The organism is Vibrio harveyi NBRC 15634 = ATCC 14126 = KCTC 12724 (genome assembly GCF_001591145.1).
Lineage (GTDB): Bacteria > Pseudomonadota > Gammaproteobacteria > Enterobacterales > Vibrionaceae > Vibrio > Vibrio harveyi.
Map to the genome: position 1 here is coordinate 108,450 of NZ_BCUF01000004.1, position 18,979 is coordinate 127,428.

Consider the following 18,979-nt stretch of genomic DNA (forward strand, 5'->3'; position numbering starts at 1 on the left):
CGGAATTTTTAATGAAAATTTGGAAATCACTCTTATTCACCGCGCTACTTTCTTGTGGTGTAACCGCTGCGCCAGTAGAGCTTGATAAGGTTGCGGTTATCGTTAACGACGGCGTAATTCTTCAAAGTGACATCGATACTGCGATGAAGACGCTTCAGGCAAATGCTCGTCAAAATGGCAAGAGCCTACCTTCAGCAAGTGTGCTGAAAGACCAAGTGGTAGAAAAACTGATCATCGACACACTACAAGGACAGGAAGCTGATCGTATTGGCGTCCGTATCGATGACAACCGTCTAAACCAAGCAATTGCGGAAATTGCTCGTAATAACAAGCAGACCGTAGAGCAACTTGCAGCATCTGTTCAAGCTGAAGGTCTAAGCTACCCAGAGTTTCGTGAACAGATCCGTAAAGAAATTGCGGCTTCTGAAGCTCGCAATGCGCTAGTGCGTCGTCGTATCAATATTCTTCCTGCTGAAGTAGATAGCCTTGCCGACCAACTGGCAAAAGAAACCAATGCAACCGTTCAGTACAAAATTGGTCATATTCAACTTCGCTTTTCTGATGATAAAGACAAGTCAGAAGTAGAAGCCGAAGCAAAAGCCTTGGTTAAGAAACTAAAAGACGGTGCTGACTTCTCGGAAATGGCATACACCTATTCAAAAGGTCCAAAAGCCCTACAGGGTGGTGATTGGGGTTGGATGCGTAAAGAAGAAATGCCGACCATCTTTGCAGACCAGATCAAAATGCAAAACAAAGGTAGCATCATTGGTCCATTCCGCAGCGGCGTAGGCTTCCACATCCTAAAAATTGAAGATGTAAAAGGTCTTGAAACCGTGGCAGTAACAGAAGTAAATGCTCGCCATATCCTAATCAAACCGACTGTAATCCTAAGTGATGATGGTGCGAAGAAAGAGCTAAATGACTTTATTCGTCGTATCAAGGCAGGTGAAGCGACCTTTGCTCAGTTAGCGACACAATACAGCCAAGACCCTGGTTCAGCAGCGCAAAATGGTGAGCTAGGTTACCAAACTCCTGACCTATACGTGCCAGAATTTAAACACCAAGTAGAAACACTGCCAATCGGCTCAATCAGTGAACCATTTAAAACGGTACACGGTTGGCACATTGTTGAAGTTCTAGACCGTCGCCAGGTAGACCGCACGGATTCAGCGATGAAGAACAAAGCATACCGAATTCTATTTAACCGTAAGTTTAATGAAGAAGCTGGCGCATGGATGCAAGAGCTACGCGCAAGCGCATTCGTTGAAATCGTGGATGATAATGATGGCAACTAATTCGATTCGCAGAATCGTCGTAACCGCAGGGGAACCTGCGGGTATCGGTCCCGATTTGGTGCTCGCCTTGTCTAAGGAAGACTGGGCACACCAAATCGTCGTCTGCGCAGACAAAAACATGCTGTTGGAACGTGCCGCACTACTCGGCATTGATGTTCAACTGACTGATTACAATCCAGAAGAAGCACCCAAAGCCCAAAAAGCGGGTACCTTGATCGTTGACCATATCGAAATGGCAGAGAATGTCATCGCTGGTCAACTCAATGAAGCTAACGGTCACTACGTATTAAAAACACTAGAAAGAGCCGCTTTGGGCTGTATGAATGATGAATTTGATGCTATTGTCACCGGCCCTGTACATAAGGGGGTGATCAATCGCTCAGGCGTTGCTTTCAGTGGTCATACTGAATTCTTCGCCGAGAAGTCCAACACACCGTTGGTCGTGATGATGCTGGCAACTGAAGGACTGAGAGTAGCACTTGTCACTACGCACATTCCTTTGGCTTACGTATCAAAAGCCGTCACGGAAGAGCGATTAGAAAAAATCATCGATATTCTTCATAAAGATCTTGTAGAAAAATTTGCCATCTCGCAGCCAAACATCTATGTTTGCGGGTTAAATCCACATGCGGGAGAAGATGGCTGTTTGGGTCGCGAAGAGATCGAGACCATCACTCCGACATTGGAAAAGATTCGACAAGAAAAAGGAATCAATCTGATCGGTCCATTACCGGCAGATACCATTTTCAATGAAAAGTATTTAAACGATGCTGATGCTGTTTTAGGCATGTACCACGACCAAGTGTTGCCAGTATTAAAGTACAAAGGCTTTGGTCGTTCAGTAAACATTACTCTTGGTCTACCTTTTATTAGAACCTCGGTGGATCACGGTACTGCATTAGAACTGGCAGGGACAGGTCAAGCGGATACAGGGAGCTTCCGAACAGCGCTCACGCATGCGATAGAATTGGTAGAGAAGAAACAATGAGAAATGATGTCCATTTAGGACACAAAGCGCGTAAACGTTTTGGTCAAAACTTCCTGAACGATCCGTACATTATTGACGGTATCGTATCAGCAATTAACCCAAGACCAGGTCAAAACCTGGTTGAGATCGGCCCGGGTCTAGGTGCAATCACCGAACCTGTTGGTCGCGAAGTCGACAAGTTCACGGTGATCGAATTGGACCGTGACCTAGCAGAACGTCTACGCAACCATCCTGAATTGGCAGATAAGCTTACTATCCATGAAGGCGACGCGATGCGTTTCGACTTCACTCAACTGGTGAAGCCAAACAACAAGCTGCGTATCTTTGGTAACTTGCCATACAACATCTCTACACCATTGATGTTCCACCTATTTGAATTCCATAAAGACATTCAAGATATGCACTTTATGCTTCAAAAAGAAGTAGTAAACCGCTTGGCAGCAGGTCCGGGTAGCAAGGCTTATGGTCGTCTAACGGTCATGGCGCAGTACTACTGTAAAGTAGTACCAGTGCTAGAAGTGCCACCAACCGCTTTTGTTCCGCCACCGAAAGTAGACTCAGCTGTTGTTCGTCTAGTACCTTACGAAGAACTTCCATGCCCAGCTAAAGATCTACGTTTGCTGGAGCGAGTATGTCGTGAAGGCTTTAACCAACGCCGTAAAACAGTACGTAACTGTTATAAATCTCTGCTCAGTACAGAGGTGTTGGAAGAGCTTGGTATCAACCCAGGCATGCGTCCAGAAAACTTGACGCTACAACAATTCGTCGCCATGGCGAACTGGCTCGCGGATAACCCGCAGCACTAAGAACTCAAACGATAAGCCAAACCCTTGCCGGTTTGGCTTATTATTATTGGGATATTACGTTTCTGAGGAGTGCACATGGACGTCATTCAACCTTGCATTAAGATTCAAGTTCATACCAAATACATCGAAGAACAGTCCAATCCAGAGCTACAACGCTATGTGTTCGCTTACGTCATCACAATAAAAAACCTCAGCCAACAAACGGTACAATTAGTCAGTCGTCGCTGGTTGATTACCGACTCCAACGGTAAGCAAATGACGGTAGAGGGAGAAGGTGTCGTTGGTCAACAACCCTTTATCGCAGGTAATGACGAGTATACTTACAGCAGTGGCACTGCGTTAGAAACACCAGTTGGTGTCATGCAGGGACACTACATGTTACTGGATGAAAAAGGACAGGAATTCATCACTGAGATTGATCCATTCCGCTTGGCTGTTCCTAACGTCTTAAATTAATCAGGAGACTCTGTGGCTAACTACATTGTTGGAGACATCCAAGGCTGTTTTGACGAGCTTCAACAGCTATTAGAGCAAGTTAATTTTTCTGTAGAACATGACCAACTTTGGTTAGCTGGCGACCTTGTCGCTCGAGGTCCTAAATCATTAGAAACACTGCGCTTTGTTCGTTCTCTTGGTGACAGTGCTAAAGTCGTGCTCGGTAATCATGACCTGCACCTTATGGCGGTCTCGCAAGGACTCAAAAAGGTCAAAGATAAAGACAAAACCGCACCCATATTCTCTGCCCCAGACAAAGACGAATTACTGACTTGGCTCGCTCAACAACCACTACTTGCAGAACACGATGAGTTTGTAATGTGCCATGCCGGTATCTCTCCGCTATGGGATCTTGAAACCGCCAGAGCCTGTGCCCGTGAAGTGGAAGCGATCATTCGAAGTGAACAATTACCTTGGCTGCTAGAAAACATGTACAGCAACCAACCTGATCTTTGGGATGAATCCCTATCGGGACTTGATCGCTATCGCTATACCATCAATGCCTTTACCCGTATGCGTTTCTGCTTTCCTGACGGGCGACTGGATATGGATTGTAAATTGCCACCGCAAGAAGTATCAGAGGATGAACTGGTGCCGTGGTTTAAGTTACCGCAAAGAATCCCTCTAGAAAAAGCGGTACTTTTTGGGCATTGGGCGGCACTGCAAGGTCATATCGATGAAAGCATTATTGGACTTGATACGGGCTGCGTTTGGGGTGGCTCACTAACTATGATTCGTTGGGAAGACAAACAAGTCTTCATTCAAGAAGCTCTCAGTTAACGGCTCTGATTGCCGGACTAGAAAACAAAAAGCACCGCGTTTGCGGTGCTTTTCTCATTCTATCCGATTACTTTTCAAGGACAGTAAAGCGCATATTGTAAGCGTTTTTCTCATCTGCTTGGTATGCCTCAGAGTACGTTTCTTTAAACTCACTACTCCATTGTGGGAACTGAGTATCGCCCTCAATTTCAGCTTCGATATGAGTCACATACAACTTGGTTGCCATTGGCAGACAAGCTGCGTAAATCGCACCACCACCAATGATCATCACCTCTTCCACCTCACCCGCAACGTCTAACGCTTGCTCAATCGATGTGACAGTTGTGACACCTTCAATACAAAGTGACTCATCACGACTGATGACAATGTTCAAACGACCAGGTAGAGGACGCCCGATCGATTCATAGGTCTTACGTCCCATCACAACAGGCTTGCCCATAGTGCAGCGCTTAAACCATGCAAAATCTGCAGGAAGATGCCAAGGCATCTGGTTGTCTTTACCGATGATTCGATTGTCTGCCATCGCGGCAATCATGCTGATGATCATATTGGGTCCTTATACTATGGGTCTGCGGCGATAGAATAACAGCCCCGGAACCGCCAAGCCAACCGCTAAGCCTGCAATAATAAACATCGCCTTAAGAAAGTTTTCCATGCACGTCGCAATGAGTTCAGGCGAATAACCTAAGTGGTTTATCTCAACCATGGCTATCATGGCTTTATAAGCGAATACCCCTGGAACCATAGGGATTAAAGCAGCCACAGTGAATACTTTTGGATGAGCCAGAAAGCGATGGGACCAGTGAACACCTATCAAGCCCACTAAAGTCGCCGCGAAAAAGGTCGCCCATTCAATTGGCAAGCCAAAGTGCATCATTAGATAACGGCTACCATGACCGATCGCACCACCTGCCGCACAGTACTTAAGTGCCTTTTGTGGCACGTTAAAGACCATAGCAAAACCAACCGCAGGAATAGCGGCAAAGAACATGTCGTTTAAAAGCCCTAAAATAAGCTCAAATACACTCATTAGCTCATCCATCCCCAAATACCGGTTACTTCCATTGCAGCAACAATACCAAGACAAGTAGCTAGAGTGAGCAAACTCGCCATAGTGAAACGTGCAATGCCCATATTGATATGACCTTTCAACATATCGGCAACCGAGTTAATCAATGGAAAGCCTGGAACCAACATTAATACGGAAGATGCCATGGCAACAGTCGGCAAGTTACCAATTTCGAAGATAACCGCTTGAGCTGAAATCAACGTCGTAACAAAGGCCGTAACAGCAAAATTGAGAAGGGGATTAAAGTGTCGATGACCAATTTCTTGTCGCACGATCATACCGCCAGCAGAAGCAAGAAAAGTCATGACAAACACCCCTAAATCACCTCCAGCCAAATGACTGAATGCCGCACAGGAAAGCCCTATCATAAATACAACTAACCAACGGTTATAGCGCTCAGGACTGATACTATTGAGCTTCTTCTGCGCCATTTTCACATCAAGTAAGCCACGCTCCATCATGATACAAATGCGTTGGATCTGAGTTATCACGCGCATATTAATGCCACGATCCGCACAGCTTCTTGTGGTGGTGATGCAGTGATCGTCCTTTACAGTCGTCACCACTAAAGCATTGGCTGATAATGCCACCGCAACGTCATTCACACCGCATGCAATGCCAATGCGCTGCATAATGTCACTAACCAGCGTACTTTCTGCCCCATGGGCTAATAACATTTGCCCTGCTTGGGCAACAAGCCGAGAGATGGCTCTTTGATTGGATGCCGTCGTAGTACAAGACGGTATAGCTTCCAGTGTCATAAATACTTCCTAAGTCCATTTATACCCAAGTAACCTCAAGACCTTTGGTTCAGCAAGAATGTCTTGGGTTGTAGACGCGCAGCGATTTAAGGATTTAGTGAACCTAAATTAAAAATCGACAACAAAGTGCACAAGCCAAGACAACTCGCCCTTTGTAAGCGTGTCATCGACTCGCTCTGACTCCTTCGCCTTGAAGTCACTTGGGTATAATTTATTATTGTGCCGTAAATCACATCTACTAAACATGATTTAGATACAAAAAAAGCCGCAATACACATTGCGGCTTAGTGAATTAGCTAGCGATTAGTCGCGGACGTAAACAACGTGACCGTCGTCTTCTTCATCGTCCCAGTCATCCCAATCGTCGTCGTCTTCAGTAACAACGTCTTTACCAGCGATCGCGTCTTTATGGTAGTCATCCCACATGAAGTTAACTTTATCTTCTTCAGCAACTTCTTCCTCTTCGCGAGGTAGGTTTTCCATAAAGTCAGCTAACTTGTAGCAAAGCTCTTTTGTGCCGTTACGGTTGATCGCCGAGATCTTAAAGTACTCGTCTTCCCAACCTAGCGCATCCAAGATCTCTTGGATCTTTTCATTCGCTTCTTCTTCAGGCATCAGATCCGTTTTGTTGAAAACTAACCAACGAGGTTTGCCTGCTAGTTTTTCACTGTACTGCTCTAACTCATCAATGATAGTTAGGGCATTTTGGATTGGATCTGACTGATCGATTGGCATGATATCGATCATGTGCAGCAACACACGACAACGTTCTAGGTGCTTAAGGAAGCGAATACCTAGACCAGCACCGTCAGCTGCGCCTTCAATTAGACCTGGAATGTCTGCAACAACAAAGCTTTTCTCAGGTACGACACTCACTACACCCAAGCTTGGGATTAACGTAGTAAATGGGTAATCAGCTACTTTTGGTTTTGCTGCTGATACTGCGCGGATAAAGGTTGATTTACCTGCATTAGGCAGACCAAGCATACCAACATCAGCCAATAGCAATAGTTCTAAACGGATCTCACGGATTTCACCTTTAGTACCCAGCGTTCTCTGACGAGGTGCGCGGTTTACTGAAGATTTGAAACGCGTGTTACCAAGACCGTGCCAGCCGCCTTTAGCGACCATCACTTTCTTACCGTGTTCTGCTACTTCGGCAACGATTTCGTTAGTGTGGATATCAACTGCGCGAGTACCTACTGGCACGCGAAGTGTGATGTCTTTACCACGTTTACCAGTACAGTTACCACCGCGACCGTTTTCACCGCGTTCTGCTTCGTAAAAGCGTTGGAAACGGTAATCGATCAGGGTATTTAGGTTTTCATCGGCTTGGATGTATACATCACCACCATCACCACCGTCGCCACCATCAGGGCCACCTTTAGTGATGAATTTTTCACGCCAGAAACTTACAACGCCGCTACCGCCGTCACCAGCCTGAACTTTTACTACCGCTTCATCTACGAACTTCATCTTTTACTCCGACTACTTCGTGCGTGGATTAAATCTGATTTGCCATCAAACAATTTTAGCAGATGACAGATCTAAGCTCCCAGATTCCAACCGTGATGGGCTAAAACGAGAAACTTGAATATGCCGACTGCTACAAATAAAAAACCCCGCCGAATCGGCAGGGCTTTTGAATTCAGCTATAAAGCTTTAGTAATTAACCAAAAAGGTAAAATTACTCAGCTTCGATGCTTACAAACTTACGGTTCTTAGGACCTTTAACCTCGAACTTCACCTTACCTTCAGTAAGAGCGAATAGAGTGTGGTCTTTACCGATACCTACGTTGTTACCAGCGTGGAACTTAGTACCACGTTGACGAACGATAATGTTACCTGCAAGAACAGATTCACCACCGAAACGCTTAACACCTAGACGTTTGCTTTCTGAATCGCGGCCGTTACGAGTAGAACCACCAGCTTTTTTGTGTGCCATTGTTAAACTCTCCTAATAGATTAAGCGTTGATACCAGTGATCTTCACTTCAGTGAACCACTGACGGTGACCCTGTTGCTTACGAGAGTGCTTACGACGACGGAACTTAACGATTTTAACTTTATCGCCACGACCGTGTTGTACAACTTCAGCAACAACTTTGCCGCCCTCTACAAGAGGAGCACCAACTTTGATGTCTTCGCCGTTAGCAACAAGAAGAACTTTATCAAATTCTACAGTTGCACCAGTTTCAACGTCTAATTTCTCTAAACGAAGAGTTTGACCTTCGCTTACACGGTGTTGTTTACCACCAGATTGGAAAACAGCGTACATATTTTACTCCGCTTTTTCCGCACAGCCTTTTCATGAGGGTGTGCGCTAAACTAATCATCAATAGGGCGCAGATTCTACAGAAGAGATGCCCCTATGACAAGCCATATTTTGAAAAAATTGGCGAAAAGCTAATCGCCAAAGAAAAGTGCGGCAATCATGCCCTTTAGTAATGTATTAATCAACGTTTTTTAGTGTATTATTCGACAATTATATAAATCGAATAAGCCTTGCAGGGTCTAACTTCAGCCGGATATACGATGGATTTTAAAACTATCCAAGCGCTTACTGCCGATGACATGGCAAAAGTGAATGAAACAATTCAAGCCCAACTAAATTCTGATGTCTCTTTAATCAACCAACTCGGTTTCTATATCGTGAGTGGTGGAGGCAAACGCCTGAGACCACTTCTGGCGATATTGTCAGCTCGTGCTCTTGGTTACCAAGGTAACGGTCATACCATGGCTGCGGCGTTTATCGAGTTCATCCATACTGCGACTCTGTTGCACGATGATGTAGTTGATGAATCTGACATGCGCCGTGGTAAAGCGACAGCGAATGCTGCGTTTGGTAATGCCGCGAGCGTGTTAGTTGGGGACTTTATTTATACTCGCTCATTTCAAATGATGACTGAGCTAGGATCAATGAAGATCCTTAAACTGATGAGTGATGCAGTTAATGTGATCGCAGAAGGTGAGGTTCAGCAGTTAATGAACTGTAATGATCCTGACACGACTGAAGAAAGCTATATGCAGGTCATCTACTCAAAAACTGCGCGTCTGTTTGAATCAGCAACACAGATTGGTGCCATCTTAAATGACGCACCAGAAGAAGTAGAAGTGGCATTGCAAAACTACGGCAAATACCTTGGCACCGCATTCCAACTGATCGATGACGTGATGGACTATACGTCAGACGGTGAGGATATGGGTAAGAATGTTGGTGACGATTTGGCTGAAGGCAAACCAACGCCTCCTCTATTGCATGCGATGCGCAATACCACGCCAGATAACGCAGCGATGATTCGTGAAGCTATCGAGAAAGCTAACGGTATGGATCGACTAGAAGATATCTTAACGGTTATGCAGCAAGCTGGTTCTCTTGAGTACACAACACAAAAAGCGTTAGAAGAAGCCGATAAAGCCATTGCTGAGTTGGCGGTGCTGCCTGAATCCGACTATAAGCAAGCACTAATTACACTCGCTCATATGTCTGTGAAGCGCACTAGCTAACAAAAAAGAAAGACCCAAAAGTAAAAAGGAAGAGCCTGCTCTTCCTTTTTGTTATCTTTTACTGGCAACAGACCCTAGTAATATTGATCGCAGTTACCATGCAACTGTGGGTTGTCTTCTATTTCATCAAAGCTTACCGCAAGCTGCTCTTCTGACCCCTGCTTCGCCAATAGAACGGTTTCAGCTTCTTGATCAACGACCAAGATGGTTCCAACACCTTGCTGACACTCTACAACCATACCTTTACGGATTCGACTCGCTTCCATCATCTTCTCCTTCACAAAGTTGTTTGGTTCTGACTCTGATACGGCAAGCCAAAAGAAAGGATCAAAAAAGCCGATCCTAAGATCGGCTTTCTTTGCTATTTGTCTTGTTTACATGCTTTGTATGTAGAGACGCTTATTTTGCGAATTCAACACCAATGTTGATATCACCATTTAGCGTTTCTAGCATGCCATCAAGTGCCGACTTCTCGTAGTCGCTTAATGCGCCGTAGCTTAGAACTTCTTCTACGCCATCTTTACCTAGCTTCACAGGTTGCGCGAAGTAAGGAGCATGCTCGCTATCGCCTTCAACATATGCACACTCGATCACGCCTTCTTCACCTTGAAGAGCACGAACTAGCGCTAGACCAAAGCGACATGCCGCCTGACCCATAGACAGAGTTGCACTACCGCCACCCGCTTTTGCTTCTACAACTTCTGTACCTGCGTTTTGGATACGCTTCGTCAGAGCTTCTACTTCTTCAGCCGTGAACTCAACACCTTCAACTTGAGAAAGTAGAGGAAGAATCGTTACGCCAGAGTGACCACCGATAACAGGCACGCGGATATCACCTGGATCTTTGTCTTTTAGCTCAGCAACGAATGTTTCTGAACGGATAACATCTAGCGTCGTTACACCAAACAGCTTGCGCTTGTCGTAAACGCCTGCTTTTTTCAACACTTCAGCAGCAATTGGCACCGTTGTGTTCACTGGGTTAGTGATGATACCTACACATGCTGTTGGACATACAACGGCAATCTTCTCTGCTAGCGATTTAACGATGCCAGCATTTACGTTAAACAGATCCGCGCGATCCATGCCAGGCTTACGAGCCACACCAGCTGAGATTAGCACCACGTCCGCACCTTCAAGTGCAGGCGTTGGATCTTCACCAGCGTAACCTTTGATAGAAACTGGAGTTGGGATATGGCTAAGATCAGCAGCCACACCAGGAGTTACTGGAGCAATATCGTATAGGGCTAAATCAGAACCTGCAGGAAGACGGTTCTTAAGTAGAAGGGCCAGTGCTTGACCGATGCCGCCAGCGGCACCAATAACGGCTACTTTCATGTAGTTCTCCTTGAGAGTATTTCTCTTATAAACGTATTCGTAGGGTATTTTGTAACCAGCTGAAATAAAGCTATCGGAATCACAACTTGATTACAATCAATTAACGCCAGCTTTGCGACCTCGCGCAACTCACTGTTACCGTGCTACAAACAAAGGTCTGATTATTCTTTTATTCTGTTGAAATGACAAGAAATTCAACACAATAAATAGGTCAACGATTTCATACTTAAAGAATTCTATCCTGTTTAGGGTTTACAGTGATGGAATTAACATAATGTCGTGACTTTTTGGCACTGCATGAATATCTATGCGAGAATATGCAAAATTGCTGACCCTTGATAAGAGAATCATAACGACTATGCGCAATTCAGAAAAACAAGATAACTTAGTTCGCGCTTTTAAAGCCTTATTAAAAGAAGAGAGTTTTGGCTCACAGGGCGAAATCGTTGATGCACTAAAACAACAAGGTTTTGAAAGCATCAACCAATCTAAAGTCTCTCGCATGCTAACCAAGTTTGGTGCTGTCCGTACACGCAACGCAAAAATGGAGATGGTTTACTGTCTGCCTGCTGAGCTAGGTGTACCAACAGTGAGCAGCTCTCTACGCGAGTTGGTATTAGATATTGATCATAACGCCGCTTTGGTTGTCATTCATACAGGTCCAGGTGCTGCTCAACTGATCGCTCGCTTGCTTGACTCTCTTGGCAAATCTGAGGGTATTCTTGGTGTCGTTGCGGGCGATGACACTATCTTCATTACCCCAACAATGCCAGTATCTACAGAACAACTGTTCAAATCTGTGTGTGAACTTTTCGAATACACAGGCTAAGTAACTGTTTGTGGGCTATGAAATTAATTGAATTTTGTAGCCCATTAAAAATGTAAATTTTTTGATTTTACAGCTTATTTTTCACCCAGCAATTTTGTGATCAACATCACGCTATTGGTTTTTTTAACACCTCTTCTCAAACTCATCATAAGTATTTGTTCTAGAAAGAATTAACTTACAAATTTATCTCCACTCTCAGTCGCAACATTTAGACTTATTCGCTATAACTTTTAACAATCGGATAATTTTCTGCCAATTTTTTGTTATGATTCGCTCGCTTTTTCAAACGATTGGATTGGAAAAGATGCCGTTTCCAAATAGGAAACTCCTGAAGTAATTTATGGTTATTTCCGGGTTAATAATGAATATAAGGAAGGGAAATTCATGGCATTTAACAAACTTCTTAAAGTAGGCGCTATCGCTGCAGCAGTTATGGGCGCAGGCGCAGTTAACGCTCAAGAGTTTATTACTATCGGTACTGGCTCTGTTACAGGTGTTTACTACCCTACTGGTGGTGCTATTTGTAAATTGGTAAACAAAGGTCGTAAAGATCACAACATTCGTTGTTCAGTAGAATCGACTGGCGGCTCAATTTACAACGTCAACACAATCCGTGCTGGCGAGCTAGACTTTGGTATCGTGCAATCGGATTGGCAGTACCACGGCTACAACGGTACGAGCAAGTTTGCTGAACAAGGTCCGTACAAAAAACTACGCGCAATGTTCTCTCTTCACACAGAACCTTTTAACATCATTGCACGTGCAGATTCTGGTATCGAAAACGTTAAAGACCTGAAAGGTAAACGTGTAAACATCGGTAACCCAGGTTCTGGCGACCGCGCAACAATGGGTGTAGTGATGGATGCAATGGGCTGGACTAACGACAGCTTCAAGCTAGCATCAGAGCTTAAAGGCTCAGAGCGTTCACAAGCTCTATGTGACAACAAGATCGACGCGTTCATCTACATGGTTGGTCACCCGAATGGTTCAATCAAAGAAGCAACAACCTCTTGTGACGCGAAACTGATCCCTGCGACAGGCCCAGAGATCGACAAGATCGTTGCTGAAAACCCTTACTACGCGTTTAGCACAGTACCTGCTGGTATGTACCGTGGTACAGACAAAGACGTAAACAGCTTTGGTGTTGCGGCAACAATGGTAACAACATCAGACGTTTCTGATGATGTCGCTTACAACGTGGCAAAAGCGGTGTTTGAAAACTTCGACACATTCAAACGTCTACATCCTGCATTTGCAAACCTGAAGAAAGAAGACATGGTGAAAGCTGGTCTTTCTATCCCTCTTCACCCAGGTGCAGTGAAATACTACAAAGAAGTAGGTCTGCTTAAGTAAGCAACTACTGACTTCAAGCTCAGGCAGAAACGGATCGCTTTCTGCCTGATTGAGTATGCTGGCGGGACAGCCCCATCAGCATACTTTGTTCAATTTGCTTTATGCAATCTGCCGATTTCTTTCGGAAGTCGCGCTCATACCTAAGAAAAAGAAAACGCACCTTTACCACTCTCATCGTTCAATGAGTTTAAGGGTTATCGCGGTTCAATCGAAAGCAAACTTCGCTCTATTCACTACACTGTTATAGCGAAGCGAGGTTCTCGAAACACAAAACAGACAGGACCATCAATAATAAGGAAAAAGTACATGGCGACGAACAACACTCCGTCACAAGATGTGCAAGAGATGGTGGCTCAGGCAGACACAGGTGCGCGTAGCCCAATGGGCTTGCAAGGTCGAATCCTATGGTTCGTACCACTGTGCTGGTCGCTATTTCAATTATGGTATGCCTCTCCGCTACCATTTATTTTTAATTTTGGCGTACTCAATGACACTGAAGCGCGAGCAATTCATTTAACTTTTGCTACTTTTCTCGCTTTCACTGCTTATCCAGCAATGAAAAACTCTCCGCGTGATCATATCCCTTTGATTGACTGGATATTGGCACTAGCGGGCAGTTTTGCGGCAGCTTACATTTATATTTTCTACACTGAGCTTGCCGGCCGTTCAGGCGCACCAACCACTGTCGATATCGTGGTATCAGTCACTGGTATGGCATTGTTGCTTGAAGCAACACGTCGTGCACTTGGTCCCCCTTTGATGGTCGTTGCAGCCGTATTCCTGACTTACACCTTCGCTGGTCCATACATGCCAGATGTTATTGCTCATAAAGGCGCAAGCTTAAACAAAGCGATGTCGCATCTGTGGTTAACAACAGAGGGTGTATTCGGCGTAGCGCTTGGCGTATCAACGTCTTTCGTATTCTTGTTCGTACTGTTTGGTGCCATGCTAGAGCGCGCAGGTGCTGGTGCTTACTTCATCAAAGTTGCTTTCTCACTGCTTGGTCACATGAAAGGTGGTCCAGCGAAAGCCGCAGTGGTTGCATCAGGTCTATCCGGTCTAGTTTCAGGTTCATCCATCGCTAACGTAGTAACGACAGGTACGTTTACGATTCCATTGATGAAGCGAGTTGGCTTCCCTGGAACAAAAGCGGGTGCTGTTGAAGTTGCAGCCTCTACTAACGGTCAGCTCACACCACCTATCATGGGTGCAGCGGCATTCTTGATGGTAGAGTACGTCGGTATCTCTTACGTTGAAGTCATCAAAGCTGCTCTACTTCCAGCACTGATTTCTTACATCGCCTTGATTTACATTGTTCACCTAGAAGCATGTAAAGCTGGCATGACAGGGCTTCCTCGTCGCCACAACCCAACAATGCTACAAAGCCTATTGTCATTTACTGGCACTATTCTCGGTTTGTGCGTTATCAGTGCCTTGGTTTACTACGGTGTGGGTTGGACTAAAGACGTATTTGGCGATGCTGCTACAACCATCGTAACCATCGCGTTATTAATTGTTTACGTCGGTCTGGTGAAGATTTCAGCCAACCACGCCAAAGATGGTGCAATCGAAATTGATGCGGAACTCACTGAGGTCCCAGATCCAGGTCCAACAATTAAATCTGGCTTACATTTCCTATTGCCTATCGTCGTACTGGTTTGGTGTTTGACCGTTGAACGCTTTTCTCCGGGTCTATCGGCATTCTGGGCAACGGTATTCATGATCTTTATCTTGCTGACGCAACGTCCATTGATCGCATTACTGTCAAAACAAGGTGACTTGGTTGAACAAACTAAAGACGGCTTTGTTGACCTCGCAGAGAGCTTGGTGTCAGGCGCACGTAACATGATCGGTATCGGTGTCGCAACAGCAGCGGCAGGCACTGTAGTTGGTGTGGTCACCCTTACTGGTATTGGCTTGGTGATGACAGACTTCGTCGAGTTCATCTCTGGTGGTAGTGTCATACTCATGCTGCTGTTTACTGCGGTTATCAGTTTGATTCTGGGTATGGGTCTGCCAACAACTGCAAACTACATCGTTGTATCAACACTAATGGCACCGGTTATCGTAACTCTGGGGGCAGCTCATGGCTTGATCATCCCACTGATTGCGGTGCACTTATTCGTGTTCTACTTCGGTATATTGGCTGACGATACCCCTCCAGTAGGTTTGGCTGCATTTGCAGCTGCTGCAATTGCCAAGTCAGATCCGATTCGTACTGGTATTCAAGGCTTTACCTACGATATTCGGACTGCGATCCTGCCATTTATGTTCGTCTTCAACACTCAACTTCTATTGATGGGGATCGACACTTGGTGGCACTTAGCGCTGACCGTAATCTCTTCAATCATTGCCATGTTGATTTTCTCTGCGGCGACGCAAGGTTGGTGGTTCACACGTAACAAATGGTGGGAAACGGTCCTACTATTAGTATTAACGTTCTCTTTCTTCCGCCCTGGTTTCTGGTGGGACATGCTCTACCCAGCGAAAGTTCTTTCCCCTGGTGTTGAGATAGCTCAAATCACAGAAGGGCTAAATGTAGGAGAATCCCTAGAGTTACGTGTCGCTGGTGAAAACTTAGAAGGCGATTACATAGAGAAAACGGTACGTCTTCCGTTCGAAGATAAAGCGGCAACCGCTGAAGAGCGTATTTCTTCAATGGGTCTAATGCTGACCGAGAACGACGGCAAAATGATCGTAGACATGGTTGAATTTGGCAGCCCGGCAGAATCTTCTGGTATCGACTTCGATTGGGAGATCAAATGGGTAGTTCAAGACGCCGATCGACCGATGAAAGAGTGGGTATTTATCCCTTGTTTGATGATTTTGCTGGTACTTGCCCTGAACCAAAAACGTCGTGCTCGTAAGGAACAGTTGAGCGCATAACCGATTTGGCCTCGAGGATACGGGGCCTTAATGAGAGACATTGAATGTACAAACAAATTCTTGTTCCGGTTGATCTAAATGACCAAGGCTTTTCTGACCGCGCCGTTGAATTGGCGGTATGGCAGGCGAAGCAAGCCAATGCTGAAGTGCACCTGCTGACAGTATTGCCAGGCATCCATATGTCAATGGTCGCGAGTTACTTTCCGAAAGATGCCGCTGCAAAAATGAAGCAAGACGTAAAGCAGCAGCTAAAAGCGTTTGCTGATCAGCATATGGACGACGAAGTGATTTACAAGGTGCATGTTGCGGAAGGTAAAGCTTACGCAACCATCTTAGATTACGCAGAACGTTTAGGTGCAGACCTTATTATTATGCCAAGCCACAAACGTTCGAAGATCAACAAAGTGATGCTGGGCTCTGTAGCGAGTAAAGTAGTAGAGAACTCACCAATCAACGTTATGGTGGTGAAGCCTCAAGGCTAACGCGCTCATTCAAACTCAAAATGAAAGAAAAGGTTGATGCTCGCATCAACCTTTTGTTTTTCTAACGCCCAGTTCACCAAAGATAAACGGCGCTCTACCCTGCCGCTCGCACAAACGCTGTTAAAACATCGCTAGAGTGCGATACCGCTAATTCATCAATGTGACCTGACGCTTCGACCTGACCACCGGCGACAAAAGCAAAATGACTCGCAATCGCTCTCGCATCACTCAAATGGTGCGTCACCATTAACACGGTAATACCACGATCAGTCGCAAGCTGTTTCACCAGTGTCAGCATCTCTTCACGCAGCACGGGGTCAAGTGCAGAAAAAGGCTCATCGAGTAGCCACATCGGATGCGGCTGAACAAAGCAACGTGCGAGTGCCACACGCTGGCGCTGACCACCAGAAAGGTGTTCCGGTAAGCGATCTAAATACTCAGCAACGCCGACTTGCTTGGCTGCTTGCTCGACAAGAAGCTTTTGGTCTGCCGTAAGCTTTAACCCCGGATGCAGCCCTAAACCAATGTTGTCCCTTACTGACAGGTGGGCAAACAGATTGTGTTCTTGGAACAGCATTGAAAACGGGCGCTGATACGGCTCTTTACTCACGATAGATGTGCCATCAACCAAGATATCGCCTAGGTCAGGATTAATGAATCCAGCAACCAAAGCGAGCAACGTTGATTTACCTGCACCGCTCGGTCCCATCAGCGACACGATTTGTCCGCGTTTAATCTCTAAATCAAAGCGAAATAGCTCACGTTGATAGGTGTACTGAACATCATCCAACACTAACATTATGCTTTCCCCTTTGTTTTTAATACTTTTTCAATCACAGCAAAGCAGCCTACGCTGAGTAATAGCAAGGTAACCGACACAACCGCTGCTGCATCCATTTGATAACTGCCCAGTAGTTGGAATAAATACAGCGGTAAGGTTCTAAATTCTTGCCCGCCAAACAAGGCGATCGCACTTAAGTCACCAATCGCAAACATAAAGCTGATAGCAAAAGCATGTGCAAACGGCTTACGCAGTGCTTGCCACTCCACGACTTTAAATCGTTGCCAACCACGCATACCTAAGCTGGCACACACGTACTGATATTGCTGCTCAATGTGCAACATGGGTTGAGATAAAGTTTTAATGACATAAGGCAATGCCATCAAGCCGTTAACCAAAATAACGACAAAAAACGCTAAGCTGAATACATCGGTAAACGATCGTAGTAACAGGAACAATCCCGTACTGATCACCAATCCCGGCGTTACTAAGATAATGGTTCCGATAAGCTCGATTTGGTCGGCGCGAGTGTTTTTGCACTGCAATCGCCAACGTCGGCTGGTCAGTAAAATCGACACGCCAGCAGCAACAGCAAGAGAGCTAGCGAGAACAGCGACTTTGATTGAATTAAGCAACGCGGACCAAAAACGCTCATCGGTCAATACCGTCCCAACTTGTTGGTTGATCCCACTGAACACCACCATCAAAAGTGGCGGTATTACTAGTAAAAAGGCACCTATGATCCAAAAGCTATCCCAAGCTTTTGACCACCCATGATCCTTCGTTAAATATTGCTGTACTGATGTACTGCCAGCGCTTACTGATACTGGCTTCGTCAACTTCTGTACGCCAATTGCTAACAAGCCACATAACAGCATTTGCCATAGTGCCAAAAGTGCCCCTGCCTGCAGATCAAAATCGAACTTAATTGCCTGATAAATGGCAAGCTCAATAGTGGTCGATTTCGGTCCTCCACCCAGCGCCATCACGGTGGCAAAGCTGGTAAAGCAAAGCATGAACACTAAGCCGCTTACGTGTGGTAATTGCTGCCTTAGACGTGGCCATTCCACCCAGCGGAATTTTTCCCAATGGCTCATTCCAAGGTGCGCGCACAGTTTATGTTGCTCTGCGGGGATCGACTCTAATGCTTGCAAAAGTAGGCGCGCCGCATAGGGCATATTGAAGAACACATGCGCAAGTAAAATTCCGTTCAGACCATAGATGGAAAACGGCAGCTCAGCGTCGATACTTTTTAGCCATTGAGCCAATAAGCCGCTATTACCGTAAATCGCCAATAAGCCAAATACACCAACCAACACAGGCAGAACTAAGGTAGACGCAAACAACTTTAATAGTAGAGACTTACCATAGAACTTACGTCGAGAAAGCGCGTGCGCCACAGGGATCGCCAAACCGACACTCAAAATCGTAGAGAGGAAAGCTTGGTAGAAGCTGAACTTGGTGACGTGCTGATAGTATGGATCTCCCCACACTATAGACACATCAAGAGAAGGCGCTTGGACAATCAAAGCACCTAGGGCAGAAATAACAAAGGTCGCGATAATCATCGCGACCCCTAACCCTATTTTCGGAACAGAATTCAAAAGTAGAAC

General features: G+C 45.5%; 20 protein-coding genes. 10 read left to right on the forward strand and 10 right to left on the reverse strand.

Going from position 1 to position 18,979, the window contains the following annotated elements:
* The first annotated feature begins 11 nt into the window (after window positions 1-11).
* From surA to apaH, 5 genes are all read left to right on the forward strand, one after another.
* Window positions 12-1,295, forward strand: a complete 1,284-nt coding sequence (gene surA, locus VHA02S_RS03470; protein WP_005450468.1) for a peptidylprolyl isomerase SurA — start codon at window positions 12-14, stop codon at window positions 1,293-1,295.
* A complete protein-coding gene (pdxA, locus tag VHA02S_RS03475; RefSeq protein WP_005450469.1) occupies window positions 1,285-2,283 on the forward strand; it encodes a 4-hydroxythreonine-4-phosphate dehydrogenase PdxA in 999 nt (332 codons plus the stop codon). Before surA ends, pdxA begins: the two co-directional genes overlap by 11 nt.
* Window positions 2,280-3,089, forward strand: a complete 810-nt coding sequence (gene rsmA, locus VHA02S_RS03480) for a 16S rRNA (adenine(1518)-N(6)/adenine(1519)-N(6))-dimethyltransferase RsmA (RefSeq protein ID WP_005450470.1) — start codon at window positions 2,280-2,282, stop codon at window positions 3,087-3,089. The genes pdxA and rsmA overlap by 4 nt, the downstream gene beginning before the upstream one ends.
* Window positions 3,090-3,164: 75 nt before the next feature.
* The gene (apaG, locus tag VHA02S_RS03485) at window positions 3,165-3,545 is read left to right on the forward strand and encodes a Co2+/Mg2+ efflux facilitator ApaG/CorD (RefSeq protein ID WP_005450471.1); all 381 of its coding nucleotides are present in this window, start codon (window positions 3,165-3,167) and stop codon (window positions 3,543-3,545) included.
* 12 nt (window positions 3,546-3,557) lie between these two features.
* Window positions 3,558-4,364, forward strand: coding sequence for a bis(5'-nucleosyl)-tetraphosphatase (symmetrical) ApaH (gene apaH / locus VHA02S_RS03490; RefSeq protein ID WP_005450472.1), 807 nt, complete (start codon window positions 3,558-3,560; stop codon window positions 4,362-4,364).
* A 67-nt stretch (window positions 4,365-4,431) separates the two neighbouring features.
* On the opposite strand, the gene folA is transcribed toward apaH, so the two are convergent.
* The 6 genes from folA to rplU all read right to left on the reverse strand — a co-directional run bounded on the left by folA (window position 4,432) and on the right by rplU (window position 8,471).
* A complete protein-coding gene (gene folA / locus VHA02S_RS03495; RefSeq protein ID WP_029788826.1) occupies window positions 4,432-4,911 on the reverse strand; it encodes a type 3 dihydrofolate reductase in 480 nt (159 codons plus the stop codon).
* Between the two features lie 9 nt (window positions 4,912-4,920).
* Window positions 4,921-5,394: a threonine/serine exporter family protein gene (locus VHA02S_RS03500; protein WP_009698851.1), complete on the reverse strand. Its 474-nt coding sequence runs from the start codon at window positions 5,392-5,394 to the stop codon at window positions 4,921-4,923.
* Window positions 5,394-6,194: a threonine/serine exporter family protein gene (locus VHA02S_RS03505; RefSeq protein ID WP_038897763.1), complete on the reverse strand. Its 801-nt coding sequence runs from the start codon at window positions 6,192-6,194 to the stop codon at window positions 5,394-5,396. The genes VHA02S_RS03500 and VHA02S_RS03505 overlap by 1 nt, the downstream gene beginning before the upstream one ends.
* A 303-nt stretch (window positions 6,195-6,497) precedes the next feature.
* Entirely contained in the window at window positions 6,498-7,670 is a 1,173-nt protein-coding gene (gene cgtA / locus VHA02S_RS03510) for an Obg family GTPase CgtA (protein WP_005450476.1), read from the reverse strand.
* Window positions 7,671-7,881: 211 nt separating this feature from the next.
* A complete protein-coding gene (gene rpmA / locus VHA02S_RS03515) occupies window positions 7,882-8,139 on the reverse strand; it encodes a 50S ribosomal protein L27 (RefSeq protein ID WP_005383095.1) in 258 nt (85 codons plus the stop codon).
* Window positions 8,140-8,159: 20 nt separating this feature from the next.
* The gene (gene rplU / locus VHA02S_RS03520) at window positions 8,160-8,471 is read right to left on the reverse strand and encodes a 50S ribosomal protein L21 (protein ID WP_000271393.1); all 312 of its coding nucleotides are present in this window, start codon (window positions 8,469-8,471) and stop codon (window positions 8,160-8,162) included.
* A 257-nt stretch (window positions 8,472-8,728) separates the two neighbouring features.
* Between rplU and ispB the strand changes: the two genes are divergently transcribed.
* Window positions 8,729-9,700, forward strand: a complete 972-nt coding sequence (ispB, locus tag VHA02S_RS03525) for an octaprenyl diphosphate synthase (protein ID WP_038897762.1) — start codon at window positions 8,729-8,731, stop codon at window positions 9,698-9,700.
* 74 nt (window positions 9,701-9,774) lie between these two features.
* Here ispB and VHA02S_RS03530 read toward each other — a convergent pair whose 3' ends face one another.
* Both VHA02S_RS03530 and mdh read right to left on the reverse strand, forming a co-directional pair.
* A complete protein-coding gene (locus VHA02S_RS03530; protein WP_005430528.1) occupies window positions 9,775-9,966 on the reverse strand; it encodes a hypothetical protein in 192 nt (63 codons plus the stop codon).
* A 133-nt stretch (window positions 9,967-10,099) separates the two neighbouring features.
* On the reverse strand, window positions 10,100-11,035 hold the full coding sequence (gene mdh / locus VHA02S_RS03535; RefSeq protein ID WP_005450494.1) for a malate dehydrogenase: 936 nt from the start codon (window positions 11,033-11,035) through the stop codon (window positions 10,100-10,102).
* A 358-nt stretch (window positions 11,036-11,393) separates the two neighbouring features.
* Between mdh and argR the strand changes: the two genes are divergently transcribed.
* From argR to VHA02S_RS03555, 4 genes are all read left to right on the forward strand, one after another.
* Complete coding sequence (gene argR, locus VHA02S_RS03540) at window positions 11,394-11,864, forward strand: transcriptional regulator ArgR (protein WP_005430583.1); 471 nt, start codon at window positions 11,394-11,396, stop codon at window positions 11,862-11,864.
* A 384-nt stretch (window positions 11,865-12,248) separates the two neighbouring features.
* Window positions 12,249-13,217: a TAXI family TRAP transporter solute-binding subunit gene (locus VHA02S_RS03545; RefSeq protein WP_009698854.1), complete on the forward strand. Its 969-nt coding sequence runs from the start codon at window positions 12,249-12,251 to the stop codon at window positions 13,215-13,217.
* Between the two features lie 306 nt (window positions 13,218-13,523).
* Window positions 13,524-16,103 (forward strand): TRAP transporter permease, encoded by a 2,580-nt coding sequence (locus VHA02S_RS03550; protein ID WP_038897761.1) that lies wholly within the window; start codon window positions 13,524-13,526, stop codon window positions 16,101-16,103.
* Window positions 16,104-16,147: 44 nt separating this feature from the next.
* A complete protein-coding gene (locus VHA02S_RS03555; protein ID WP_005450497.1) occupies window positions 16,148-16,585 on the forward strand; it encodes a universal stress protein in 438 nt (145 codons plus the stop codon).
* Between the two features lie 94 nt (window positions 16,586-16,679).
* On the opposite strand, the gene thiQ is transcribed toward VHA02S_RS03555, so the two are convergent.
* Entirely contained in the window at window positions 16,680-17,384 is a 705-nt protein-coding gene (gene thiQ, locus VHA02S_RS03560; protein ID WP_038897760.1) for a thiamine ABC transporter ATP-binding protein, read from the reverse strand.
* Window positions 17,384-18,970, reverse strand: coding sequence for a thiamine/thiamine pyrophosphate ABC transporter permease ThiP (thiP, locus tag VHA02S_RS03565; protein ID WP_080640353.1), 1,587 nt, complete (start codon window positions 18,968-18,970; stop codon window positions 17,384-17,386). Before thiP ends, thiQ begins: the two co-directional genes overlap by 1 nt.
* Window positions 18,971-18,979: the final 9 nt, after the last annotated feature.